Here is a 23673-nt window from a genome sequence, read left to right on the forward strand (position 1 = left end):
CTACGAACCTAGCCTGCCTGCAGCAACGACTGGACTCGCCTGGACAGCTCGTTGAGGGCAAACGGCTTGGTGATGAGTTCCATCTGCATGTCCAGCTCGCCCCCCGCCAGCGCCGCCTGCTCGGCATACCCGGTCATGAACAACACCTTCAGATCGGGACGGGTCTGCCGCGCGGCGTCAGCCATCTGCCGGCCGTTCAGGCCCGGCAGGCCGATATCGCTGATCAACAGGTCGATACGCTGATCGCTTTGCAGGATATCCAGGCCGGTAGGACCGTCAGCCGCTTCCAGGGTCCGATAACCCTGGTCTCGCAAGAGCTCGAGAATCACTCCGCGCACCACACGCTGGTCTTCCACCACCAGCACCACGCCGCGCTCCGGTAGGTCCAACGGAGGTTGGTACATCGTCGGCGACTCGTTGCCTTCCGCGCGCGCCTTGCCCTGATAGCGAGGCAGGTAGAGCTCCACCCGCGTGCCCTTGCCCTCTTCGCTGGAGAGCACCGCGCAGCCCTCGGACTGGCGGGCAAAGCCATAGATCATCGATAAGCCAAGCCCGGTTCCCTTGCCGATGGGCTTGGTGGTGAAAAACGGCTCGAAGGCCCGCTCGGCCACCGACTCGGGCATGCCTACCCCGGTATCACTGACCCGGATGCAAACGTACTCACCGGCAACGATCTCGTGCTTGGCGACGCCCCAGGCGTCATCCAGCACCACATGGCAGGTCTCGATGCACAGGTGGCCGCCGTTGGGCATGGCATCGCGCGCATTGATCGCCAAGTTCAACACCGCGCTTTCCAGCTGGTTGGGGTCGCAGCGCATGGGCCAGAGGTCATCCTGCAGGCGCAAGTGGATGCGGATCTGCTCACCCATGGTGCGGCGCAGCAGTTGCTGCATCGAAGCGACCAGGCGATTGGCATCCACGGGCTTGGGCGTCAGCGGCTGGCGGCGGGAAAACGCCAGCAGCCGGTGGGTAAGCGCGGCAGCCCGGTTGGCCGAGCCCATGGCACTGGCGACAAACTGGTCGAGGCCTTCCAGACGCCCCTGGCGCAGGCGGATATGGATCAGGTCCAGCGAGCCGGTGATGCCTTGCAAGAGGTTATTGAAATCATGCGCAATACCGCCGGTAAGCTGGCCCACCGCTTCCATCTTCTGCGCCTGGCGCAGGGCGTCCTCGGCCCGTCTCAAACGCTCGGCTGACGCGCGTTCGGCGGTGACATCGCGGCCGATGGCATGCATGTAGCCGCGACCGGGGACTGCCGCCCAGGACAGATGGCGGTAGCTGCCGTCGCGGTGACGCCAGCGGTTCTCGAAGCTCAACACGGTCTCGCCTGCCACCAGCCGCTGCATCTGCTGCTCGCTGCGCTCTACGTCATCCGAATGCAGGAAGCCAAGCAGACTCGCGCCAACCAGTTCGTCTTCCGCATAACCCAGGCGATCATGCCAGGCAGGATTGACGTCCTTGATCAGACCGGTGAAATCCGCCACCAGCATGAGGTCGGTGGACAGCGTCCAGATGCGATCGCGTTCGCTGCGCAAGGCATTTTCCATAGCCTTGCGTTGGTGAATGTCGTTGTTACTGCCGAGCCAGGCGGTGATCTGACCCGCGCCATCGCGCATGGGCAAGGCTCTCACCAGAAACCAGCGAAAGGCGCCGTCGCTGCGCTGGAGGCGCGCCTCGACCTCATAGAGATCACCACTGGCGCGGGCCTGCTCCCAAGCCTTGAGCAGGCGCTCCTGATCATCGGGATGCACCACTTCGATCCAGCGGTACGGCAAGGCCTCTGTCGCCTTGCGGCCGGTGTATTCGTACCAGCGTTCGTTGAGAAAGCTCAGCGAACCATCGGGGTTGCCAAACCACACCATTGAGGGCCCGAGGTCGGCCAATTGGCGAAAACGCGTTTCACTCTCCTGACGCCGCGCCTCGTTGGCCCGTAGCGCAGTATCCGCTGCCGAGCGTTCGCTGCAGGCGCACAGAAGTCCGGCAACGCCCTGCTCGCGATCACCTACAGGGTTGAATGAAAAGGTGAAGAGGGTCTGCCGGCGCTGGCCGTTACGCTCGACGTGCAGCAGCATGTCCCGTGACCAGACACCTTCGCCACGCATGGCGCGACGGGCCATCGGCCCGAGCTGCTCCCAGGCCTCCGGCCATACCTGGGCCAGTGGCTGGCCGAGCGCCTGCGGGTGCTTGTCGCCAAGCAGCTCGCGATAGGCATCGTTGTACAGGAGCGCCAGTTCAACACCCCAGGCAAGGTACATCGGCTGGCGCGCATGCAGCACCATGCACGCCAGCACGCGCAGCTCCCGCGACCACCGGTCCAGCGCGCCAAAAGGAGTTGCCGACCAGTCGAACGCGGCCACCTGACTCGCCATGACGCCGCCACCTTGCAGAAAAGCGGGCGGCGCTGACTGCTCTGGCTTTTCGGTCATCGAATCCCCGCTGCGGGCCGCCCTCTGGAGGCCGCCCTGTTCGAACGCTCTACTCAGTATCGACGGAAGCCAGCCACGGGAGTTCGATGGCGACGCGGATCAGAACGTCAGGTGCACCCCCAGGGTGAAGTTGCGACCAGGCTGCAGCACCTCGTCCTTGATCAACGAACTCCACCCGACCGCCCAGGGCCGGCGTCAGGCGCGGGCCCAGTCGGTCGGCGGGAATGCGCGGCAGGTCGCCGCCAGCGTCGCGAAGCCTGTCGCGCACCTGGTCGCCGAAGAGGGTAGGATTTTTCCATGCCTCAGCGAGTCAGATACCAGAGCATCACGCAAACAGGAGGCACGCCATGAGCTTGCAGATCGACAAAGCCACTTCCACCTGCACCATCGAGCAGAATGGTCGAGTGTTCCGCAGTGCCCTGATGGACGCACAGGTGGTCACCGATCCGGACGTGCGGATGTCCGAACTTCGCATCGAGGGCACCAGCATGCACATCACCGAAGCCCAGGCCGAAGAACTCATCATTCTCGGCGCCCAGGACGACCGCTCGAACCTGTTCGTCGACGACTGACGCGGCCGGTCGTCAGCCCCCGCGCGGAACGCGTACCGGATGTTCGGAGGGCCGCAACAGAGACATCGGAGATGCATGAGGCGGACCGAGACAACGGCTGTAACTATTTTTTCCATTCGTCCACCGGCCTCTCGCGGAGGCCCCATCCCGCAGATAAGCTTGCGCCTATCGATCAGATCATCGAGCCAGGCCGGACATGGGCGCAGTATGGCAATCCCGAAGCAAACCGACCCCGCCAGCGCGCCGGGGCGGTGCCTCTCCCCAGGGCGCTGGCAAGCGCCCGCGCAAACGTGTCGTCGTCAAGTTGCTGGTGGGCTCCATCGTCGCCGCCGCCGGCTATGCTGGCTGGTACGAGTTGCATACCTCTCGCCTGCAATCGCACTGGCTGAGCCGCTACGCCGCGACGCTTGACTACAACCTGGACGGGGGCCCGAGCGCGGATATTCAGTTTCCGGCCAACGGCCCCTTCGACCGGCGCCTGGGCTATGCACTGATGCCGGGCTTTCTCGAACGTCTCGAGCAACGCCGCTTCAGCATCAGGGAACAGGTCCGGTTCTCCCCGGCACTGCAGGACTATGCCGGTCGGGGGCTGTATATCCCCTATCCGGAAAAGGCTCAGGCTGGTCTGGAGATCGACGATTGCCGCGGCGAGCCGCTGTACGCCCATCGCTATCCTCAAACCTATTACCAGACCTTCGACAGTATCCCACCGCTGGTGGCCCAGAGCCTGTTGTTCATCGAAGACCGCAAGCTGCTCGACAGCGAACGCCCTTTCGCCAATCCGGCAGTGGACTGGCCACGCTTTGCCATGGCGGCCGTCAGTCAGGTCGAGAAGCACCTGGGCCGACCCGGGCAGGCGGCCGGAGGCAGCACCCTGGCGACCCAGGTCGAGAAGTACCGCCATTCGCCCCATGGCCTGACCAGCAACGCGGAGGAGAAATTGCGGCAGATGGCTTCGGCCAGCGTACGCGCCTACCGCGACGGCCCGGAAACCCTCGCCACCCGCCAGCGCATCGTGCGCGATTACCTCAATAGCGTGCCGCTGTCGGCGGTGATCGGGCATGGCGAGGTGCATGGCATCGCCGACGGCCTGCGTCTCTGGTATGGCGCAGACTTCGACGCAGTGAACCGGCTTCTCGACCCACGTCGCAATATGGGCACCGCCCTGGAAGATCAGGGTCTGGCGTTGCGCCAGGTTCTCTCGCTGCTGATCGCCCAACGCCGCCCCTCCTATTACCTCGCCCAGGGCCGGGACGACCTGGCCAGCCTGACCGACAGCCATATCCGGCTGCTGGCCCGTGGCGAGGTGATCGGCCCGGCACTGCGCGACGCCGCGCTGGCCCAGCGCGTGGCCTTTCGCAACCTGCGCAACGAGCCGGCAGTCACGCCGATGGACACCAACAAGGGTGTCAGCGTTGCACGCATGCGCCTGGCCAACCTGCTCGGCCTGTCGCTCTATGACCTCGACCGGCTCGACCTCACCGCCACCACCCCGCTGCAGGGTGAGTTGCAGGCGCGTATCAGCGAATACCTCGAGCAACTCGCCGATCCGGCGTTCGCCGGCCAGGTGGGGCTGTACGGCGAGCGCATGCTGTCGCCGGAAAAGACCGCCCAGGTGCGCTACAGCTTTACCCTGTTCGAGCGCGGGGATGAGGGCTTCAGGGTCCGGGTGCAGACCGACAACACCAACCAGCCCTTCGATATCAACGAAGGCAGCAAGCTGGAGCTGGGCTCCACCGCAAAGCTGCGGGTACTGGCCACCTATCTGGAAGTCATCGCCGAGTTGCATCAGCGTTACGCAGGGCTTCCTGCGGCCGAGCTGCGCCGGATCGAGGCGGACGACAACCTCAGCCGCTGGGCGCTGGGCTATCTGGCGCAGGCTGGCGATCGCAGCCTGTCGACGATGCTCGACACCGCCATGGAGCGACGCTATTCGGCCAGCCCGACCGAGGGCTTTTTCACCGGCGGTGGCATGCACAGGTTCGGCAACTTCCGCCGCGAAGACGATGGCCGTGTCGCCACCCTGCGCGAATCGATGCAGGAATCGCTGAACCTGCCGTTCGTGCGGCTCATGCGTGACCTGGTGAGTTACAGCACCTACCAGGGCATCAATAGCGCCGAATTACTCAAGGACGACAGGAATCCCGACCGTCAGGAATACCTCTCGCGCTTTGCCGACCGCGAAGGCACAGTGTTCCTCCAGCGTTTCTGGCGAAAATACCGCGGCAAGAGCGAAGTGGAGCGAATCGAAGCCTTTCTCGACGGCATGCGCGCCACCCCGGTGCGGCTGGCCGCGGTCCACCGCTACCTGATGCCCGAGGCGGACCTGGCCAGTTTCTCCCGCTTCCTGCGTCAGCGCCTGCCCGACAGCGCCCTCAGCGACCGCGACCTGGCGAGCCTCTACAATCGCTACGGGCCCGGCGCCTACAGCCTGCCCGACCAGGGTTACATCGCCCGGGTTCATCCGCTGGATCTCTGGCTGCTGGGCTTTCTGATCGCCAACCCCGACGCCGACATGAGCCAGGTGGTGGCGGCCAGTCGCGAGCAGCGCCAGGAAGTCTACGGCTGGCTGTTCCGCAGCCGGCACAAGAGCGCCCGCGACAGCCGCATCCGCATCATGCTGGAGGTGGAAGCCTTCACCGACATTCACCGTCGCTGGCAACGGCTGGGCTATCCCTTCGAGCATCTGGTGCCCTCGCTGGCCACTGCGCTGGGCAGTTCCGGCGACCGCCCGGCGGCCCTGGCCGAACTCATGGGCATCATCCTCAACGATGGCGTGCGCCTGCCCAGCGTGCGCATCGATGGGCTGCATTTCGCCAGCGACACGCCTTATGAAACCCGCCTCGCCTTCCAGCCTGGCGTAGGCCAGCAGGTGATGGCGCCGGAGGTGGCCGCCGCGCTACGCAAGGCCCTGTCCAATGTCGTCGAAGGGGGCACCGCGCGACGCCTGCAAGGCAGCTTCAGGCTCGAGGATGGCCAGGCGCTGCGGGTGGGCGGCAAGACCGGTACCGGCGACAACCGTATCCAGAGCATCGGAGCCGGAGGGCGGTTGATCAGCTCGACGGCGATGAACCGCACCGCCACCTTCGTCTTCTATCTCGGCGACAACCACTTCGGCACGCTCACCGCCTACGTACCGGGCCGTGCCGCGGACAACTTCCGCTTCACCTCGGCCCTTCCGGTGCAGGTGCTCAAGGGCATGGCGCCCATCCTCCAGCCCTACCTATCGGCCCAGAGCCTTTGCCATCCGGGGACAGCGCCAACCCTGAGCGCCGCTGTCACACACTGACGGGCTTCACCTTGTCCCGCGCACGGTGAGCGGGTGGCGCCTTGAAATCCGCGTCCTGGCCACCATGTAATAGTGCAAGTTATCGTCACAGGTGCACCATGAGCGATCAGGACATGAGCGACATCGTCGACGAGGTGACCGAAAAAGCCGGCAGCCTCGTCCTTCCCGACCACACCCTCCCCGACAAGCTCTACATCATCCCCGTTCATAACCGGCCGTTCTTCCCGGCGCAGGTATTGCCGGTGATCGTCGAGGAAGACCCCTGGGCGGACACCCTCGAACGCGTGGCCAAGACTCCGCACCAGCGGGTCGCCCTGTTCTTCATGGACCCACCGGCGGACGACGCCGAATCCTTCGACCTCGCTGCGCTGCCAGTGCACGGAACCATGGCGCGCATTCACCACGCCACCCGCGAGAACGGCAAGCTGCAGTTCGTTGCCCAGGGCATGGCGCGGGTACGTATCAGCGGCTGGCTGCGCCGCAAGCCGCCCTACCTGGTGGAAGTCGAGTACCCGAAGCCCGAGGAAGACCCGCGCGATGAGGTGAAGGCCTACGGCATGGCGCTGATCAATGCGATCAAAGAGCTCTTGCCGCTCAACCCGTTGTACAGCGAGGAACTGAAAAACTACCTCAACCGCTTCAGCCCCCACGACCCATCTCCCCTGGCTGACTTCGCCGCGGCTCTGACCACCGCGCCAGGCGCCGAACTGCAGGAAGTGCTGGATACCGTGCCGATCCTCAAGCGCATGGAGAAGGTACTGCCCCTGCTGCGCAAGGAAGTGGAGGTGGCGCGCCTGCAGAAGGAGCTGTCCGCCGAAGTCAATCGCAAGATCGGCGAACGCCAGCGCGAGTTCTTCCTCAAGGAGCAACTGAAGATCATCCAGCGCGAGCTGGGGATCACCAAGGATGACAAGAGCGCAGATGCCGACGAGTTCCGCGCCCGACTGAAGGGCAAGACGGTGCCCGAACCGGCGCAGAAGCGCATCGACGAAGAGTTGAACAAGCTGTCGATCCTCGAGACCGGCTCACCCGAGTACGCCGTCACGCGCAACTACCTCGACTGGGCCACCAGCATCCCCTGGGGTGTCTACGGCAAGGACAAGATCGACCTCAAGCGTGCCCGCAAGGTGCTCGACAAGCACCACGCCGGCCTCGACGACATCAAGAATCGCATCCTCGAATTTCTCGCCGTGGGCGCCTTCAAGGGCGAGATCGCCGGTTCCATCGTCCTGCTGGTAGGCCCGCCCGGGGTCGGCAAGACCAGCGTCGGCAAATCGATCGCCGAGTCGCTGGGGCGCCCGTTCTGCCGCTTCAGCGTGGGCGGGATGCGCGATGAGGCGGAGATCAAGGGGCATCGGCGCACCTACATCGGCGCACTGCCGGGCAAGCTGGTCCAGGCGCTGAAGGACGTCGAGGTGATGAATCCGGTGATCATGCTCGATGAGATCGACAAGCTGGGCGCGAGCCACCAGGGCGATCCGGCCTCCGCCCTCCTGGAAACCCTGGACCCGGAACAGAACGTCGAGTTTCTCGACCATTACCTGGACCTGCGCCTGGACCTGTCCAAGGTGCTGTTCGTCTGCACCGCCAACACCATGGACTCCATCCCTGGTCCGCTGCTCGACCGCATGGAAGTGATCCGCCTGTCCGGTTACATCGCCGAAGAAAAGCTGGCCATCGCCAAACGGCACCTGTGGCCGAAGCTGCTGACCAAGACCGGCGTGCCCCGGGAGCGCCTGTCCATCAGTGACAGCGCGATGAAGGCGGTAATCGAGGGGTATGCCCGGGAAGCCGGGGTCCGCCAGCTGGAAAAGCAACTGGGCAAGCTGGTGCGCAAGGCTGTGGTGCAACTGCTCGAAGACGGCGAGAAGACGGTGCGGGTGAGCGCCAAGGATCTGGAAGGTTACCTCGGTAAACCGGTCTTTCGCACCGAGCAGGTGCTGCAGGGCGTCGGGGTCATCACCGGCCTGGCCTGGACCAGCATGGGCGGCGCCACCCTGCCCATCGAGGCGACCCGCATCCACACGCTCAACCGCGGCTTCAAGCTGACCGGCAAGCTGGGCGACGTGATGAAGGAATCGGCGGAGATCGCCTACAGCTACGTGAGCTCGCACCTGAAGGAGTTCAAGGGCGACCCGGAATTCTTCGACGAGGCGTTCGTACACCTGCACGTGCCCGAAGGTGCCACGCCAAAGGACGGTCCCAGTGCCGGCATCACCATGGCCAGTGCGCTGCTCTCCCTGGCGCGCAGCCAGCCGGCGAAGAAAGGCGTGGCCATGACGGGCGAACTGACCCTCACCGGCCAGGTGCTACCCATCGGTGGCGTACGGGAAAAGGTCATTGCCGCGCGGAGGCAGAAGATCGGCGAGCTGATCCTGCCCGAAGCGAACCGGGGCGACTTCGAGGAACTGCCGGACTATCTCAAGGAAGGCCTCACCGTGCACTTCGCCAGGCGTTTCGCCGACGTCGCGAAAGTCCTGTTCTGAGCCAGACAGCCGGCTTGGGCCTGACGGCCTGGCCGGCTATGCTTAATGCACGTTCATCCAGTCGGGCTCGACATGACAGACTTCCCTCGCCTGCTACTCGCCGCATCACTTGTTGCCCTTGGCGCCTGCGCCAGCACCCCGCCCTCCAGCGTCACCCTCACCCACGATCGCAAATGCCCAGTGGCGCTGCAGTCGGGCCAGACGCTGATCCTCAGCCTGCCAAGCAACCCGGCCAGTGGTTATCGCTGGCAAGCCGACAGCCTGGCGGGCGAGGTACTGCGCAGCCTGGGCCCCGAGGTGTTCAGCAATCCCGATTCGGGGGTGATCGGCGGCGATGGACTGTCCACCTGGCGCTTCGAAGCTGCGCGTGCCGGTGAGGACCGCCTGCACCTCAGCTACCGCCAGCCCTGGGAGCCAGAAGGCGAACCCGGCGCCGAGTTCGATTGCCGGGTTCGGGTGAGATAGCCCAGAGCGCATATCCTGCCTGCCGGGGACAGTTCAGCTGTCACCCAACGACAGCAGCGAGGCGTTGCCGCCCACCGCCGCGGTGTTGACCGAGGTGGTGCGCTCATTGGCAAAACGCAGCAGATAGCCCGGTCCCCCTGCCTTGGGACCGGTGCCGGACAATCCGCAGCCACCGAATGGCTGCACCCCGACCACCGCACCGATCTGGTTGCGGTTGACGTAAAGGTTGCCCACACGGGCCCGCGCCTCGATGCGCCGGGCGGTTTCCTCGTTACGGCTGTGTACCCCGAGCGTCAGGCCGAAGCCGGTGGCGTTGATCGCGTCGACCACCTTCTCCAGATCCGCCGCGTCGTAGCGCACCACATGCAGGACCGGCCCGAAATGCTCCTTTTCCAGTTCGTGGATGCCGCCGATCTCGAACGCGACCGGCGCGACAAAGGTGCCATCGAGGCCTTCCGGCAACCGGGCTTCGGCAATCAGGCGACCCTGGGCCTTGAGCCGCTCGATGTGCGACAGTAATTCCCGTTGCGCCTCCTCATCGATCACCGGCCCGATGTCGCTCTCGCGCAGGTGAGTCGGTCCGATCTTCAGCTCGGCCATGGCACCCTTCAGCAGCTCGATCACCCGGCCGGCAACGTCGCGCTGGACATAGAGCACACGCAACGCCGAGCAACGCTGGCCGGTACTGGTGAAGGCCGAGCTGAGCGCATCCTTGACCACCTGCTCGGGCAGCGCGGTGGAGTCGACAATCATCGCGTTCTGGCCGCCGGTCTCGGCGATCAGCACGGGGATGGCACCTTCTCTTTCGGCCAGTTGGAGGTTGATGAGGCGCGCGGTGTCGGTGGAACCGGTAAGGCACACACCGGCCACACGCCGATCGCGGCACAGGACGCGGCCAAGCTCGGCACCCTCGCCCGGCAGCAAGGCGATCACGTCCGGCGGCAGGCCAGCCTCGAACATCAGTTCCAGCGCGCGGGCGGCGATCAGGCCGGTCTGCTCGGCCGGCTTGGCCAGCACGGTGTTGCCGGCGACCAGGGCCGCAGTGATCTGGCCGAGGTAGATGGCCAGCGGAAAGTTCCACGGGCTGATGCAGACAAACACGCCGCGGCCTTCATGGAAGAGTTCGTTACGCTCGCCGGTCGGCCCGACGAGCACCTCCCGACCAAGTTTCAGCCGCGCCTGGTGAGCGTAGTAGCGGCAGAAATCGACTGCCTCGCGTACTTCATCGATACCATCCTGCAGCGACTTGCCGGCTTCCAGGGTACAGAGCGCCATCAACTCGGCGCGGTGCTGCTCGAGCAGATCGCCCAGCCGCTCGAGAATACCGGCGCGGGTGTCGACCGCCGTCGCGTTCCAGAGCGGCCAGGCCGCCTCCAGCGCGCCCAGGGCCTGGCGCGCCTGCTCGGCGCTGGCAAACTGGGCGCGCCCCACGACCCTGCTGCGCGCATAGGGGCAACGCACATCATGAGCCGTGCCCTCCAGATGCCGGCCACCGATGACCGGCGCCGCCTGCCACTGACGGCCGAGAAACGACGAATAGACGGCAGACAGCTCATTCCACTGACTTTGGACATTCATGTTGACGCCCGTGGAGTTCTTCCGCTCGGGGTAGAGCCACGGCGGCAGGGGAATACGGTCGTTGCCGAGCGAGTTGAACCTGCGCAGCTGACTGACGGGATGCTCGACCAGCGACTCCACGGGCACGCGAGGGTCGACCAACTGGTGGACGAACGAGGAGTTGGCCCCGTTTTCCAACAGCCGGCGCACCAGGTAGGGCAACAGATCCTTGTGCGCGCCGACCGGTGCATAGATTCGCACGCTTTTGCTGTGCTGCTCGATCAGCGTGTCGTACAAGGCTTCGCCCATGCCATGCAGGCGCTGGAATTCGAATTCGCGCGCCTTGCCGGAAACGCATCCGGCTTCTTCGGCCATCACCAGGATGCAACTGACCGTGTGGGCGTTGTGGCTGGCGAACTGCGGGTAGATGACTTCCCGGGTGTGCTCCGAGAGCAGGTAACGAGCGCAGGCAAGATAGGAGGTATCGGTACCTTCCTTGCGGGTGAATACCGGATAGCCAGCGAGGCCCTGGACCTGGCACTGCTTGATCTCGCTGTCCCAGTAGGCCCCCTTGACCAGCCGCAACGGAATGCACGTGCCCAGCTCGCGGCCAAGCAGCGTCAGCCAGACCAGCACCGGCAGGCAGCGCTTGGAATAAGCCTGCACGACCAGCCCGAACCCTCCCCATCCGGTGATGGCCGGGTCACGCAAGAGCTTCTCGAACAGCGTCAGGGACAGCTCGAGGCGATCGGCTTCTTCCGCGTCGATGGTGATGCCGACGTCGAGTTGGCGCGCGCGGATGGCCAGGTCGCGCACAGTGCCGAACAGCTCACCGAGCACTCGCTCACGCTGCGCCGCTTCGTAGCGCGGGTGCAGCGCCGACAGCTTGATCGACACCGAGGGCTTCGGACCGGAGCCGATCCGGGGCTCGGCGCCCAGGGTGTCGATCGCCTGTCGGTAGTCCACCCCGTACTTCTCGGCATCGTCGGCGGTGAGTGCGGCTTCGCCGAGCATGTCGAAGGAGTAGCTGTAACCCTTCTGGCGCTGCGATCGGCCGTTTTTCAAGGCTTCGGAGAGGGTACGACCAAGCACGAACTGCTGGCCCATCAGCTTCATCGCCTGGTTCATCGCCATGCGGATGACCGGTTCGCCCGAACGCCTGAGCAGACGCCCGATGACGCTAGCAGGACGGCCGTCGGCGCTGTCGGGATGAACTACCCGGCCGGTCATAGCCAGGCCCCAGGCGGCGAAATTGACCAGTACGTTGTCGCTCCCGCCGAGGTGGCGCTCCCATTCGGCGGCGTTGAGCTTGTCGCGGATGAGCGCATCGGCCGTCGCCGAGTCCGGCACCCGCAGCAGCGCCTCGGCCAGGCACATGAGCGTCAGCCCCTCCTGGGTGTCGAAGCTGTACTGGCGCAACAGGGCATCGAGGGTATCGACCGCATTTTCACGGCTGCGGACCTGCTCGACCAGGGTCCTTGCCTGGCGGCGAATCACCTCGGTACCGGAAGGTCCGGGATCGGCCAGTGACAGCAGTTCGGTCAGGTAGGCCGACTCGTCTACGCTGTAGTTGGCGCTGATCTGCGCAAAGAATTCGGCAGCCGTCAGGGTGGCGAAGTCGCCCTGAAGGACCCGACTGGCTCTGAACATCACGCCACTCCTCTGATTGATCGATGGCAAAGATCCCGTCGCGCGAGCCGGTCATGAACACCTTGATGGTAGTAGCTAACCGGCAGGCGCTCTACTTCTTGAGACGATGCACAGGATGCAGCCAGGGGTGGGTCGTGGAGGGGCTTTCAGACAGCTGACTCATCCACGCGGGATTGGCGCCCGTCCTGCCCGGACGCGGATCCCTGCTCGGTGTGGATGCAGAGTCGGTTACGGCCCTGGTTTTTTGCACGGTAGAGCGCCCCATCGGCCAGCTGAAGCAGGGCCTCTCCTTCCCGACCATGCTGGGGAAAGAAGGCCAGCCCGAGGGAGATGGTGATGGCGCCCAGCGGCTTGCCGCCGTAGCGCACCTGCAGGCGAGAAACGGCCAGGCGCAACGCCTCACAGCGAGCCACCGCATCATCAAAGGCGATCTCGGGCAATACCAGCGCAAACTCCTCACCGCCAAAGCGACAGACCAGATCGCTGGCCCGGACGTGGCTTTTCATCTCCAGCGCCACCTGGCGCAGTACCAGATCGCCGGCCTCGTGGCCGTAGCTGTCATTGAAGCGCTTGAAATGATCGACATCGAGCATAGCCACCGCGACCGAGCCATCCTTGCGCGTCGCGCGCAACAGCTCGCGGCGCAGCGTCTCGTCGAGAAAGCGACGATTGTGCAGGCCGGTCAGCGCATCGATGACCGATTGCTGGCGCAGCGTTTCCCGCAGGCTAAGGTTGGCGATGCCGAGCGACAACTGCTCGGCAAAAGCCTCGGCCAGTTCGCAACCGTGGCGGTCGGGTGACTCGAGGCTGAGCAGGCCGATGGGCTCGCCCTGGGCCATGAGCGGCACACAGAGGTAACCCTGCTCGAGCTGCGGGTGATCGTGCTGGTGCGGGCAGATCAGATCCTGCGCGGCTTGCTGCATCAGATGGCTCTGGCCACGGCGCAACGCCCAGCATGCGTCCGGGCGGAACAGGTCTCGATCGGAACTCCAGTCACCCCAGCTGATGGCCTTCTCCAGCACGTCGCGCGACGGATGATAGAGGAACAGGCTGCCCTGCTTGTGCGGAAACAGCTGAGTGGCGAAGCGCGCAATGATGTCGCGGCATTCGGCCTGGTCACTGGTGGAGTGCAGCGCCTGCGCCATCAGGCTGAGCAGCGAGATCTCACGGTTGCGCAATTGCGAGATCTGCACCTCCCGTGACAACCGCTCGGTGATTTCCTGGAGATGCCGCTCGCTCTGCTGGGTTTCCCGGATGATTCGGAAGGTGAAGAAGAACAGCATCAGCAGGATGAGCACGTCGAGTAGCGCGATAAGCGTCACCGCCATACTCAGGACCCGCTCGCGCTGCTCGACGGCGGCCTGGAAACCACCTGCACGATGCTCCAGCACACCGGAGATCTCTCCGAGCTGCCGCCGCAGACCATCCATCAGTCGCTTGCCTTCGCCGGCGGCGATGCGGTCGGTCACTGCGCTGATGCCTTCCCGGCGACGCAGCTCGATGACGCTCTGGAAGTATTCCCGCTGTTGCTGCACCAGGATCTGAAGCTGCGCCACCATCGGGGCCAATTGGGGGTCGTCGGCGAATTCGGCGTGAAAGAACTTCAGCCGCTGATCCACGTCGACATAGCCCTGGAACAGCGGCGCGAGGAAGTCGTCCCGTCCGCTGATGACAAAGCCGCGCTGCCCCGTCTCGCCGTCCTTGAGCGCCGACAGGGTCAGCTCGCTTTCGGTTATCACATGCCGTTGCCAGTCCAGCCGCGACTCGGCACGGCTCACCCAGCCACTGCCCAGCCAGGGCACGGAGAGGTTCAGGAGCAACATGAGCAGCGCCAGCATGTATCCGGCACGCAGGCGACTGGCTGCATTGATCACGGCAGCGATCTTCCGTAGGAAACTGACGACGGGCATTGTAAGACTTTCGCCATGTAAAAGCTGCGCCCGCTCAGGGGATGTCTCACCTGTCCGCTCAGGTTTCGACGAAAGGGCCCCTTGGGTAGAATGCGCCACCCCTCAATCCGGTGGATCCTGTGAAGCAACGACCTGACCGCCTGTTCGCCGAACCCATGGCCAAAGTGCCGGACTTCGTTTTCAATGAAGACGTGGCCCGGGTGTTCCCCGACATGATCAAACGTTCGGTGCCAGGCTATCCGGCCATTGTCGAGAACACCGGCGTCCTTGCCGGCCAGTTCGCTCGTCCCGACTCTGCCCTCTACGATCTGGGCTGCTCGCTGGGTGCCGTGACCCAGGCGTTGCGCCGCCATGTTCGCGCCGATCGCTGCCGGGTCATCGCGGTGGACAACTCACCCGCCATGGTCGAACGCTGCCGGGAATACCTGCACGCACAGGACGCGATGTTCCAGGAGCTGCTGCCTGCCGAGGTGGTAGAGGCGGACATCCTTGGCCTGGATTTCCAGCCCAGCTCACTGGTAACCCTGAACTTCACCCTGCAGTTCATTGCGCTGGACCAGCGCCCTGTCCTGCTTCGACGGATTCGCCAGGCCCTGCTGCCCGGTGGTGCGCTGATCTTGTCTGAGAAGCTGCGCTTCGACGATCCGACCGAGCAAGCGCTGCTGACCGAACTGCATCTGGCATTCAAGCGTGCCAACGGATACAGCGAACTGGAAATCGCCCAGAAGCGCAGCGCCATCGAAAACGTGATGAAGCCCGACACCCTGGCTGTGCACCGCCAACGCCTGCTCTCGGCCGGCTTCAGCCAGGTCGTGCCCTGGTTCCAGTGCCTCAACTTCGCCTCATTGATCGCCTTGCCATGAACCATGACCTGTCACCACTGATCCACCGCCTGTCCGGCACTCCCCTGGCCATCTGGGCCGAGACGCTCCCGGGCCAGCTGGCGGACAAGATCGCTCGCAGCCACGGCGACCTGCCGCGCTGGCAGGCGGCGGTCGAAGCGCTACCGGCACTGACCGCCGAATCCATCGAGCTTGCCGACAACCTGGTCCTGCAGGGCACCTGCAGCGAAGGTGAGCGCGCGCAGCTGGACACCGCCCTGCGCGGACTGATTCCCTGGCGCAAGGGGCCGTTCGACCTGTTCGGGGTCAAGGTCGACACCGAATGGCGCTCGGACTGGAAATGGCAGCGCCTCGCCCCGCACCTGTCACTGCAAGGGCGCCGGGTGCTGGATGTCGGTTGCGGCAACGGCTATTACATGTGGCGCATGCTTGGCGCGGGCGCGGAAACCGTGATCGGGGTCGATCCGAACTGGCTGTTCCATAACCAGTTCCACGCGGTCAAACGCTTCCTCCCTGAGCACCCCGCCTGGCATCTGCCCTTCGCTCTGGAGGAACTGCCGCCGCGGCTGGAAGGTTTCGACACGGTGTTTTCCATGGGCGTGCTCTATCATCGCCGCTCGCCCATCGACCATCTGCTGGAACTCAGGGACTGCCTGGTCAAGGGTGGCGAACTGGTGCTCGAAACCCTGGTGGTCGAAGGTGACGAGTTCACCGCTCTGGTGCCCGAGGACCGTTATGCACGGATGCGCAATGTCTGGTTCCTGCCCTCGGTACCGGCGCTGGCGCGCTGGCTGCGCCGCGCGGGCTTCGTCGATGTGCGCTGCGTGGACGTCAGCGTGACGCCGGTGGAGGAACAGCGCGCCACCGAATGGATGCGCTTCCAGTCATTGCCTGACTTTCTCGACCCGCAGGATCACAGCCGAACCCTCGAGGGACTGCCAGCTCCGACCCGGGCCATCCTGCTGGCGCGCAAACCCTGACCTGATCGTCGGCTCCTGCTTGCCCGCTCCCGGTCGAGACTGGCAGCCTCCCTTGACATCCTCCCCTCCCTCTCGCTGACGCTCGCCGTCCATAGGGCGGAAAGGAAGGGATTCCTACCGTGTTCAGCCCGTCAGGGCTGACTCACCTCGGTGGGTTCCTGCTGCTGGCGGCCTGACGGCACCGCTCACTTCACAGGCTAACCGGGCATCGTCCTGCCCTTGACTGCTCAGTATCGCTTCGCCTCGGCGAAGCACATTGATCGCGCCGACCACATCGGGCCTGAAGGGCGAGGTTTGCCGCGCACTGGATCAAGGAGGTAAGCCATGTCCCGCCTGTTCATTCTGCTCGGCGCTGCGCTCGTGCTGATCGGCCTGGTGCTGCACTACGCCCCCGGCCTGCTCAACTGGTTCGGGCGGCTGCCCGGTGACATTCGCATCGAGTCGGAGCGCAGCCGGGTATTCATCCCGATCACCTCGATGATCCTGCTCAGTCTGGCGCTGACCCTTCTGCTCAGTCTGTTCCGCCGCTAGAGCGGGGCAACTTGCGCCAGCAGAGCAGGCGGTTATTCGCGGGCAGCGCATGGTCCGCCAGACATGCCAGCCCGGCGGCGCGGGCGAGGCTTTGCACCGCCTCGCTGTCGCGCAGGCCACTGGCCGGATCACGCAAGCGCAGGGAGGCGTCGAAAGCGGCATTACTCGGGCTGGTGAATTGACCCTTGTAGTTGAACGGCCCATAGAGGCAGAACACCCCGCCAGGCGGCAACAGCCGCCCTACCCCTGCGAACAGGCGCTCAACCTGCGGCCAGCTCATGATGTGTGCCGTGTTGGCCGAGTAGACCCCATCCACCGTCAGGCCCGGCCAAGGTCTGTCGACGTCCAGCTCCAGCGGCGAGCGCAGATTGGGCAGCGCCGCTTCCTCGCACCAGGCGAGGATGCCAGGCAGGTTTTCCGCGCGGTCGCTGGGCTGCCATTCCAGCCAGGGCATCGCCGTGGCGAAATGCACCGCATGCTGCCCGGTCCCGCTGCCGATCTCCAGTACCCGCGCCACATCCGCGAAGGCCACCTGCAACTGCTTCAGGATGGGCGCCTTGTTGTTTTCGCAGGCTTGGGAGAAAGGCTTGGAGATGGCCATCAGCGGTGCCCCGCCGAAGTCAGGATCAGATGCTTCATCTGCTTGACCGCCTGCTGGAAGCCGACGAACAAGGCATGGGCAACGATGGCATGGCCGATGTTCAGCTCGTTCACACCGGCGATCGCGGCGACCTGCTGGACGTTGTGGTAGTGCAAGCCGTGGCCGGCGTTGACGATCAGCCCATGGTCGAGGCCAGAGGCCACGCCGTCACGGATGCGCGCCAGCTCAAGCATGGCTTCGGCGGGACTCCCGGCATCGGCATAGCGGCCCGTGTGAAGCTCGATAGCCGGCGCACCGGTACGGCTCGCCGCCTTAATCTGCTCGGCATCGGCATCGATGAACAACGACACTTCGCAACCCAGGCGCGTCAGCCGTTCCACCGCGGACGCGATGCGCGACTCCTGACCGGCGACGTCCAACCCGCCCTCGGTGGTGAGCTCCTGGCGGGTCTCGGGAACGAGGCAGACGTGCTCGGGCCGGATGCTTTCGGCGAACGCCAGCATGGCGTCGGTTACGCCCATTTCGAAATTCATCCGCGTCTGCAGGACTTCCTTGAGCAAGCGTACGTCCCGTTCCTGGATATGCCGACGATCTTCGCGCAAGTGCACGGTGATGCCATCGGCACCGGCCTCTTCGGCATCCAGCGCGGCTTTTACCGGGTCCGGATAGCGCGTGCCACGGGCCTGACGAAGCGTCGCCACATGGTCGATGTTGACCCCCAGCAGGATGTGCTTGCCTTCACTCACGCGGTTTCCCCTTAAGGTTGATGAACAGTTCTCGGCTGGCCAGTGGCCGACTGCCCAGGTGCGGTGCCAGTGCCTGGCGCATCAGCCGCTTGGCCGACATCAGGGTGCCCGGTTGCGCCCAGTCGGCGATCGCCATTCCCAGCAGCACCGCGCCCTGAAAAGCGCCCGGCTGGAACGCCTCGATGGGTTCCAGGCCCCGGTCCGGCTGCAGGCGGTAGAGTCGCCCAGGCTCGATCGGCTCGCCGTCAAGATCGGTATCGAGAGCGAAACCATAGCCCAGATCCGTCAGCAGGCACCACTCGAACGCCCGCAACAATGGCTCCAGCGGACGGCCCGCATCCAGCGCAGCCAGGGTAGAGGCGTAGGCCGCAAAGAGCTCGGGATGAGGATCATCGACGGCCAGCAGGCGCAGCAGCAACTCGTTCAGGTACAGCCCGCTGAACAAGGCCTCCCCCACCAGCCACAGCGGCCGGCCCGTGGCTTCCAGGCGCACCACGCTCTTCAGCTCGGTCTTGCCGCGCAGCTCCACGTCCAGCGGAATGAACGCCCGCGCCAGACTGCCGGCCTTGGCGCGAGCGCCGCGCAACACCGCGCGTAGCCGTCCATCAGGCGTGATGAAATCCACCAGCGCGCTGGTTTCCTTGTACGGACGACTGTGCAGAACAAAGGCATGCGGCATGGAGCGCTCGCAACGGCTGGACGCCAGGGTTTACGGCTGAAGCCAGATGGAGGCGATGTTCATGACCGCCTCGTCCAACCCTTCGCCTCCAGCGTCCTTTTCGGGTGTCAGGATTCCCGGTAGCCGAGCGAGTGCAGCGCGCGCTCGTCGTCCGACCAGCCACCCTTCACCTTGACCCACAGGTGCAGCATGACCTTGGAATCGAAGAGGATCTCCATGTCCTTGCGGGCTTCCTGGCCGATGCGCTTGATACGCTCGCCCTTGTCGCCAATGATGATCTTCTTCTGGCCATCCCGCTCGACCAGAATCAGCGCATGGATATGCAGCACATGGCCTTCCTGCTTGAAATCCTCGATCTCGACGGTGATCTGATAGGGCAGCTCTGCGCCGAGCTGACGCATGATCTTCTCGCGGACAAGCTCGGCGGCGAGAAACCGGCTGCTGCGGTCGGTGATCTGGTCTTCCGGAAAGAAGTGCTCGCTCTCCGGCAGGCGCTCGGCCACGAGTTTCTCAAGCAGATCCAGGTTGCGGCCGTGCTGGGCTGAAATCGGTACGATCTCGGCATTGGGCAGCTGGGTCGACAGCCACTCGAGATGGGGCAGCAGATCGCCTTTTTCCTCAAGGCGGTCAGTCTTGTTCACCGCCACGATCAAGGGGCCCTGCACGTATTGCACACGCTCGAGCACCATCTGGTCCTCTTCGGTCCAGCGGTTGCGGTCGACCACGAAGATAACCACATCGACATCCTTGAGCGCCGAGGAGGCCGTGCGGTTCATGTAGCGATTCAGCGCCGTCTCGCCCTGCTTGTGCAGGCCGGGGGTATCGACATAGACGGCCTGAATGGCCCCTTCGGTCTTGATACCGAGCATGTTATGTCGCGTGGTCTGGGGCTTTCGCGAGGTGATCGCGAGCTTCTGGCCGAGCAGATGATTGAGCAGCGTGGACTTGCCCACGTTCGGCCGCCCGACGATGGCGACGTAGCCGCAGCGGCTGACTTCCCGGTCGATCTCACTCATGGCCATTCTCCACGCCCAGCGCGACAAGGGCGGCACCGGCAGCAACCTGCTCGGCAATTCGCCGGCTGGCGCCCTGGCCCTGGGTCTTCTCGTTCAACAGTGCCACCTGGCATTCCACATAGAAGGTCCGGCAATGGGGTTCCCCCTGGATGTCCGCCACCTCGTAGCGGGGTAACTCATGCCCCCGTGACTGGAGAAATTCCTGCAGCCGCGTCTTGGGATCCTTGTTGGTGTCGACCAACGTCAGCCCCTGCAGTTCGCCGTCCAGCCAGGCGACTACGCGTTCGCGCGCCACCTCCATGCCGGCGTCCAGGTAGATGGCGCCGATCAGGGCTTCAAGGGCATCGGCCAGAATCGACTCGCGCCGAAACCCGCCGCTCTTCAGCTCCCCGGAGCCGAGGCGCAGGTATTCACCCAGGTCGAATCCGCGCGCCAGAACGGCAAGGGTCTGACCCTTGACCAGGCGCGAGCGCAGGCGCGACAACTGTCCCTCCCGGGCCTGCGGAAAATGGTTGAACAGCGCTTCACCGGCGACGAAGTTGAGAATGGCGTCGCCAAGGAATTCCAGGCGCTCATTGTTGCGCCCGGCATAGCTGCGATGGGTCAAAGCGACCAGGAGCAGGTCCCGGTCCTTGAATTGATAGCCGAGCTTGCGCTCGAGACGCTCTAACGAAGTGCTCACGGCATCCTGAGTCGGTATTCTTTTTGGAAGCGAGCCACCAGATCCAGGTTCTGGATCATGGGTTCGCGCTTTTCGTAATCGAGCATGGCTCGAAATTCGTTGTTGGCGACTTCGACCTTCAGCACGTCCTCAAGATTGATATCGCGGATGCCGTTGACCTGCATGCCCTTGCTGACATGGCTGTAGAACTCCCGCACCGTTGTGACGTTCACGCTTTCGATCGACGTGATCGTCTTGTCCAGCGACATGTAGTCGAAATAGTGCGGCATCATCTTGAACGCGGTACTGGCGACAAAAGCCACCAGGGCCAGCCCGATGAGCCAGCTGAGTATGGACATGCCGCTCTGAGACTGCGAAAACTTCATGACGACCTCGACATCCTTGTTAACCCACCCAGCGGGGCGAGACAACTATAGCCATCCGCGACAGTGGAAGGGGGCAGAAGTTCACAGGTTTCAGTGAATCAGGCCTACCCGCGAAAAATGCGGCAGATTGCTGAATTTCGGGTCTGGCCAGCTCATCCATACGGCAAACGCCTTGCCGACGATATTGCGGTCCGGAACCATGCCCCTCAGGTCCGCAGGAATGGACGGGTCGTCCCAATAGCGGCTGTCGTTGGAGTTGTCACGGTTGTCGCCGACCATGAAATAGTAGCCTTCGGGCACGTGCCATTCGCGATCCGGTTCTACCCGGAAGCGGGACATCTCCTTGCGAATCAGATGCTCCACTTCACCCAGTCGCTCACGAAAGAGCGCGGCGGTGCCCAGGCTGCCGGTCTCCTCAGCGATGAACTGCTCGGCGACCAGCTCTCCATTGACCAGCAGGCGCTTCTCGCTGGTGTAATGGATGACGTCGCCCGGCAGGCCGACAACACGCTTGATGTAGTTGATGTTGGGCTCGCTGGGGTAGCGGAACACCATTACATCGCCGCGCAGGGGATCGCTGATTTCGACGATCTTGGTGTCGACCACCGGCAGGCGAATGCCATAGGCGAATTTGTTGACGAGAATGAAATCACCCACTTCCAGGGTTGGCTTCATCGAGCCAGAGGGGATCTGGAATGGCTCGACCAGAAAGGAGCGCAACACAAGCACGATGGCCAGCACCGGAAAGAAGGACTTGCCGTACTCGACCAGCAACGGTTCCTTGTTCAAGGCCTCGATGGTGGACGGGTCGCTGCGCTCGGTGGTCGCCTGGTAATTGGCGACCGCGGCACGCCGACGGGGCGCGAGAAAGATCAGATCAAACAGCGCGAGGGCGCCGCATACCCCCACCGCGATAACCAGCAATAGCGGGAAATTGATCGCCATCTCAGCCATCCACCTTCAGCACTGCAAGGAAGGCGTCTTGCGGGATCTCGACATTACCGACCTGCTTCATGCGCTTCTTGCCTGCCTTCTGCTTTTCCAGAAGCTTTCGCTTGCGGCTCACGTCGCCACCGTAGCACTTGGCCAGGACGTTCTTGCGCAGCGCCTTGACAGTGGTCCGCGCGACGATCTGGCCACCGATGGCAGCCTGGATGGCCACGTCGAACATCTGCCGGGGGATCAGCTCCTTCATCTTCTCGGTGAGCACGCGGCCCTTGTAGTGCGCATTGTCGCGGTGGACGATCAATGCCAGCGCATCCACCTTGTCGCCGTTGATCAGCACATCGAGGCGCACCAGATTCGCCGCCTGGAAGCGATCGAAGGAATAGTCCAGCGACGCATAACCGCGACTGACCGACTTCAGGCGGTCGAAGAAGTCGAGCACCACTTCACTCATGGGCAGGTCGTAGCGAACCTGTACCTGCGAGCCCAGGAACTGCATGTCGCGCTGAACACCGCGGCGCTCGATGCAAAGGGTGATGACGTTGCCAAGATGGTCCTGGGGTACGAGGATGTTGGCCTGGACGATAGGCTCGCGCATCTCGTCGATGGACGACACATCCGGAAGCTTGGACGGGTTGTCGACGTGGACCACATCGCCGTTCTTCAGCACCACCTCGTAGATTACCGTAGGGGCGGTGGTGATCAGGTCCAGGTCGTACTCGCGCTCGAGGCGCTCCTGGATGATCTCCATGTGCAGCATGCCGAGGAAGCCGATGCGGAAGCCAAAGCCCAGGGCGTCCGAGCTTTCCGGCTCGTACTGCAGCGCAGCATCGTTGAGGGTGAGCTTCTGCAGGGCATCGCGGAAGTCTTCGAAATCGTCGGAGCTGACCGGGAACAGGCCGGCGAAGACCTGCGGTTTGATCCGCTGGAAACCCGGCAGCATCGGTACGTCGGGAGTGGACGAAAGCGTCAGGGTATCGCCTACCGGCGCGCCGAGAATCTCCTTGATCCCAGCGATGATGAATCCCACCTCGCCGGCCTTGAGGTCCACCGTGACGGTATGCTTGGGCGAGAACACGCCGACACTGTCCACCTGGTGAACCTTGCCGGTGGATTTGACGAGGATCTTGTCGCCCTTCTTCACTCGACCGTGGCGAACGCGCACCAGCGACACCACGCCAAGGTAGTTGTCGAACCAGGAGTCGATGATCAACGCCTGCAGCGGCGCGTCGATCTCGCCCTCGGGCGCGGGAATGGTCTGGACCAGACGCTGGAGAACATCTTCGACGCCCATGCCGCTCTTGGCGCTGCAGGGCACCGCATCGCTCGCATCGATACCGATGATGTGTTCGATCTCGGCCTTGACCTTGTCCGGATCGGCCTGTGGCAGGTCCATCTTGTTCAGCACGGGCATCACTTCGAGGCCCTGCTCGATGGCCGTGTAGCAGTTGGCGACCGACTGCGCTTCGACGCCCTGGCCGGCGTCCACCACCAGCAGGGCGCCTTCACAGGCCGCCAAGGACCGGCTGACCTCATAGGTAAAGTCAACATGCCCCGGGGTATCGATGAAATTCAGCTGATAGGTCTTGCCGTCATTCGCCTTGTAATAAAGGGTGACGCTATGGGCCTTGATGGTGATGCCGCGCTCGCGCTCCAGGTCCATGGAATCGAGCACCTGGGCTTCCATTTCCCGGTCTGCCAGGCCGCCACAGATCTGAATGAACCGATCCGCCAGCGTCGACTTGCCGTGGTCAATGTGGGCGATGATGGAGAAATTTCGGATATGACTCAGGTCACTCACAGCATGGACACTCGGAGAGATGCAGGCGCCGCCTGCCGAAAAATAGTGCCGGAGTGTAACCGATCACCCCGCCGAGCGCCATGCGAGCACGCCGCCGCGGCGGCGCCAGCACCCCGTCGATCGCCCGACA

The 23673-nt window shown here is 64.0% G+C and carries 18 protein-coding genes; 7 read left to right on the top strand and 11 right to left on the bottom strand.

Annotation, left to right across the window (positions count from 1 at the left end):
• Positions 1-8: 8 nt before the first annotated feature.
• Positions 9-2369 (bottom strand): PAS domain S-box protein, encoded by a 2361-nt coding sequence (locus ACFOMF_RS15240; RefSeq protein ID WP_386366409.1) that lies wholly within the window; start codon positions 2367-2369, stop codon positions 9-11.
• A gap of 404 nt (positions 2370-2773) precedes the next feature.
• On the opposite strand from ACFOMF_RS15240, the gene ACFOMF_RS15245 reads away from it, so the two are divergent.
• The 4 genes from ACFOMF_RS15245 to ACFOMF_RS15260 all read left to right on the top strand — a co-directional run bounded on the left by ACFOMF_RS15245 (position 2774) and on the right by ACFOMF_RS15260 (position 9238).
• Positions 2774-2998, top strand: a complete 225-nt coding sequence (locus ACFOMF_RS15245; RefSeq protein ID WP_386366411.1) for a DUF3203 family protein — start codon at positions 2774-2776, stop codon at positions 2996-2998.
• A 196-nt stretch (positions 2999-3194) separates the two neighbouring features.
• Positions 3195-6287 carry a transglycosylase domain-containing protein gene (locus tag ACFOMF_RS15250; RefSeq protein WP_386366413.1) on the top strand — a complete coding sequence of 1031 codons (3093 nt, stop codon included), beginning with the start codon at positions 3195-3197 and terminating at the stop codon, positions 6285-6287.
• A gap of 98 nt (positions 6288-6385) precedes the next feature.
• Entirely contained in the window at positions 6386-8773 is a 2388-nt protein-coding gene (gene lon, locus ACFOMF_RS15255) for an endopeptidase La (protein WP_386366416.1), read from the top strand.
• Positions 8774-8845: 72 nt separating this feature from the next.
• The gene (locus ACFOMF_RS15260) at positions 8846-9238 is read left to right on the top strand and encodes a protease inhibitor I42 family protein (protein WP_386366418.1); all 393 of its coding nucleotides are present in this window, start codon (positions 8846-8848) and stop codon (positions 9236-9238) included.
• 33 nt (positions 9239-9271) lie between these two features.
• Here the strand turns inward: ACFOMF_RS15260 and putA are convergent, their stop codons facing one another.
• Positions 9272-12445, bottom strand: coding sequence for a bifunctional proline dehydrogenase/L-glutamate gamma-semialdehyde dehydrogenase PutA (gene putA / locus ACFOMF_RS15265; protein WP_386366420.1), 3174 nt, complete (start codon positions 12443-12445; stop codon positions 9272-9274).
• A 146-nt stretch (positions 12446-12591) separates the two neighbouring features.
• On the bottom strand, positions 12592-14319 hold the full coding sequence (locus ACFOMF_RS15270; RefSeq protein WP_386366422.1) for a diguanylate cyclase: 1728 nt from the start codon (positions 14317-14319) through the stop codon (positions 12592-12594).
• A gap of 155 nt (positions 14320-14474) precedes the next feature.
• On the opposite strand from ACFOMF_RS15270, the gene cmoA reads away from it, so the two are divergent.
• The 3 genes from cmoA (at position 14475) to ACFOMF_RS15285 (ending at position 16708) form a co-directional block, all read left to right on the top strand.
• Positions 14475-15218, top strand: a complete 744-nt coding sequence (gene cmoA / locus ACFOMF_RS15275; protein WP_386366424.1) for a carboxy-S-adenosyl-L-methionine synthase CmoA — start codon at positions 14475-14477, stop codon at positions 15216-15218.
• Positions 15215-16177, top strand: coding sequence for a tRNA 5-methoxyuridine(34)/uridine 5-oxyacetic acid(34) synthase CmoB (gene cmoB, locus ACFOMF_RS15280; RefSeq protein ID WP_386366426.1), 963 nt, complete (start codon positions 15215-15217; stop codon positions 16175-16177). Before cmoA ends, cmoB begins: the two co-directional genes overlap by 4 nt.
• A gap of 324 nt (positions 16178-16501) precedes the next feature.
• Positions 16502-16708 (top strand): DUF2905 domain-containing protein, encoded by a 207-nt coding sequence (locus ACFOMF_RS15285; protein WP_386366427.1) that lies wholly within the window; start codon positions 16502-16504, stop codon positions 16706-16708.
• Here the strand turns inward: ACFOMF_RS15285 and ACFOMF_RS15290 are convergent.
• The 8 genes from ACFOMF_RS15290 to lepA form a co-directional block, all read right to left on the bottom strand.
• Positions 16689-17309 carry a DUF938 domain-containing protein gene (locus tag ACFOMF_RS15290; protein WP_386366429.1) on the bottom strand — a complete coding sequence of 207 codons (621 nt, stop codon included), beginning with the start codon at positions 17307-17309 and terminating at the stop codon, positions 16689-16691. The two genes, ACFOMF_RS15285 and ACFOMF_RS15290, sit on opposite strands and share 20 nt — an antisense overlap.
• Positions 17309-18055 (bottom strand): pyridoxine 5'-phosphate synthase, encoded by a 747-nt coding sequence (gene pdxJ, locus ACFOMF_RS15295; RefSeq protein WP_386366431.1) that lies wholly within the window; start codon positions 18053-18055, stop codon positions 17309-17311. Before pdxJ ends, ACFOMF_RS15290 begins: the two co-directional genes overlap by 1 nt.
• Positions 18048-18734, bottom strand: a complete 687-nt coding sequence (gene recO / locus ACFOMF_RS15300; RefSeq protein WP_386366433.1) for a DNA repair protein RecO — start codon at positions 18732-18734, stop codon at positions 18048-18050. Before recO ends, pdxJ begins: the two co-directional genes overlap by 8 nt.
• A gap of 107 nt (positions 18735-18841) precedes the next feature.
• Positions 18842-19750 carry a GTPase Era gene (gene era / locus ACFOMF_RS15305; protein WP_386366435.1) on the bottom strand — a complete coding sequence of 303 codons (909 nt, stop codon included), beginning with the start codon at positions 19748-19750 and terminating at the stop codon, positions 18842-18844.
• The gene (gene rnc / locus ACFOMF_RS15310; protein ID WP_386366437.1) at positions 19743-20432 is read right to left on the bottom strand and encodes a ribonuclease III; all 690 of its coding nucleotides are present in this window, start codon (positions 20430-20432) and stop codon (positions 19743-19745) included. The genes era and rnc overlap by 8 nt, the downstream gene beginning before the upstream one ends.
• Positions 20429-20797: a DUF4845 domain-containing protein gene (locus ACFOMF_RS15315; protein ID WP_386366439.1), complete on the bottom strand. Its 369-nt coding sequence runs from the start codon at positions 20795-20797 to the stop codon at positions 20429-20431. The genes rnc and ACFOMF_RS15315 overlap by 4 nt, the downstream gene beginning before the upstream one ends.
• 90 nt (positions 20798-20887) lie before the next feature.
• Positions 20888-21742, bottom strand: coding sequence for a signal peptidase I (lepB, locus tag ACFOMF_RS15320; RefSeq protein WP_386366441.1), 855 nt, complete (start codon positions 21740-21742; stop codon positions 20888-20890).
• A gap of 1 nt (position 21743) precedes the next feature.
• Positions 21744-23543, bottom strand: coding sequence for a translation elongation factor 4 (gene lepA / locus ACFOMF_RS15325; protein WP_386366443.1), 1800 nt, complete (start codon positions 23541-23543; stop codon positions 21744-21746).
• Positions 23544-23673 lie beyond the last annotated feature (130 nt).

The sequence above is a fragment of the Stutzerimonas tarimensis genome, from assembly GCF_042648805.1.
Lineage (GTDB): Bacteria > Pseudomonadota > Gammaproteobacteria > Pseudomonadales > Pseudomonadaceae > Azomonas > Azomonas tarimensis.

Excerpts from the sequence above, each read along its gene's own strand:
- recO (WP_386366433.1), bottom strand. The coding sequence starts at position 18,734 with ATGCCGCATGCCTTTGTTCTGCACAGTCGTCCGTACAAGGAAACCAGC.
- ACFOMF_RS15290 (WP_386366429.1), bottom strand. The coding sequence starts at position 17,309 with ATGGCCATCTCCAAGCCTTTCTCCCAAGCCTGCGAAAACAACAAGGCG.
- ACFOMF_RS15250 (WP_386366413.1), top strand. The coding sequence starts at position 3,195 with ATGGGCGCAGTATGGCAATCCCGAAGCAAACCGACCCCGCCAGCGCGC.
- cmoB (WP_386366426.1), top strand. The coding sequence starts at position 15,215 with ATGAACCATGACCTGTCACCACTGATCCACCGCCTGTCCGGCACTCCC.
- era (WP_386366435.1), bottom strand. The coding sequence starts at position 19,750 with ATGAGTGAGATCGACCGGGAAGTCAGCCGCTGCGGCTACGTCGCCATC.
- lon (WP_386366416.1), top strand. The coding sequence starts at position 6,386 with ATGAGCGATCAGGACATGAGCGACATCGTCGACGAGGTGACCGAAAAA.
- putA (WP_386366420.1), bottom strand. The coding sequence starts at position 12,445 with ATGTTCAGAGCCAGTCGGGTCCTTCAGGGCGACTTCGCCACCCTGACG.
- ACFOMF_RS15285 (WP_386366427.1), top strand. The coding sequence starts at position 16,502 with ATGTCCCGCCTGTTCATTCTGCTCGGCGCTGCGCTCGTGCTGATCGGC.
- ACFOMF_RS15240 (WP_386366409.1), bottom strand. The coding sequence starts at position 2,369 with ATGGCGAGTCAGGTGGCCGCGTTCGACTGGTCGGCAACTCCTTTTGGC.
- ACFOMF_RS15260 (WP_386366418.1), top strand. The coding sequence starts at position 8,846 with ATGACAGACTTCCCTCGCCTGCTACTCGCCGCATCACTTGTTGCCCTT.
- ACFOMF_RS15315 (WP_386366439.1), bottom strand. The coding sequence starts at position 20,797 with ATGAAGTTTTCGCAGTCTCAGAGCGGCATGTCCATACTCAGCTGGCTC.
- lepB (WP_386366441.1), bottom strand. The coding sequence starts at position 21,742 with ATGGCGATCAATTTCCCGCTATTGCTGGTTATCGCGGTGGGGGTATGC.
- ACFOMF_RS15245 (WP_386366411.1), top strand. The coding sequence starts at position 2,774 with ATGAGCTTGCAGATCGACAAAGCCACTTCCACCTGCACCATCGAGCAG.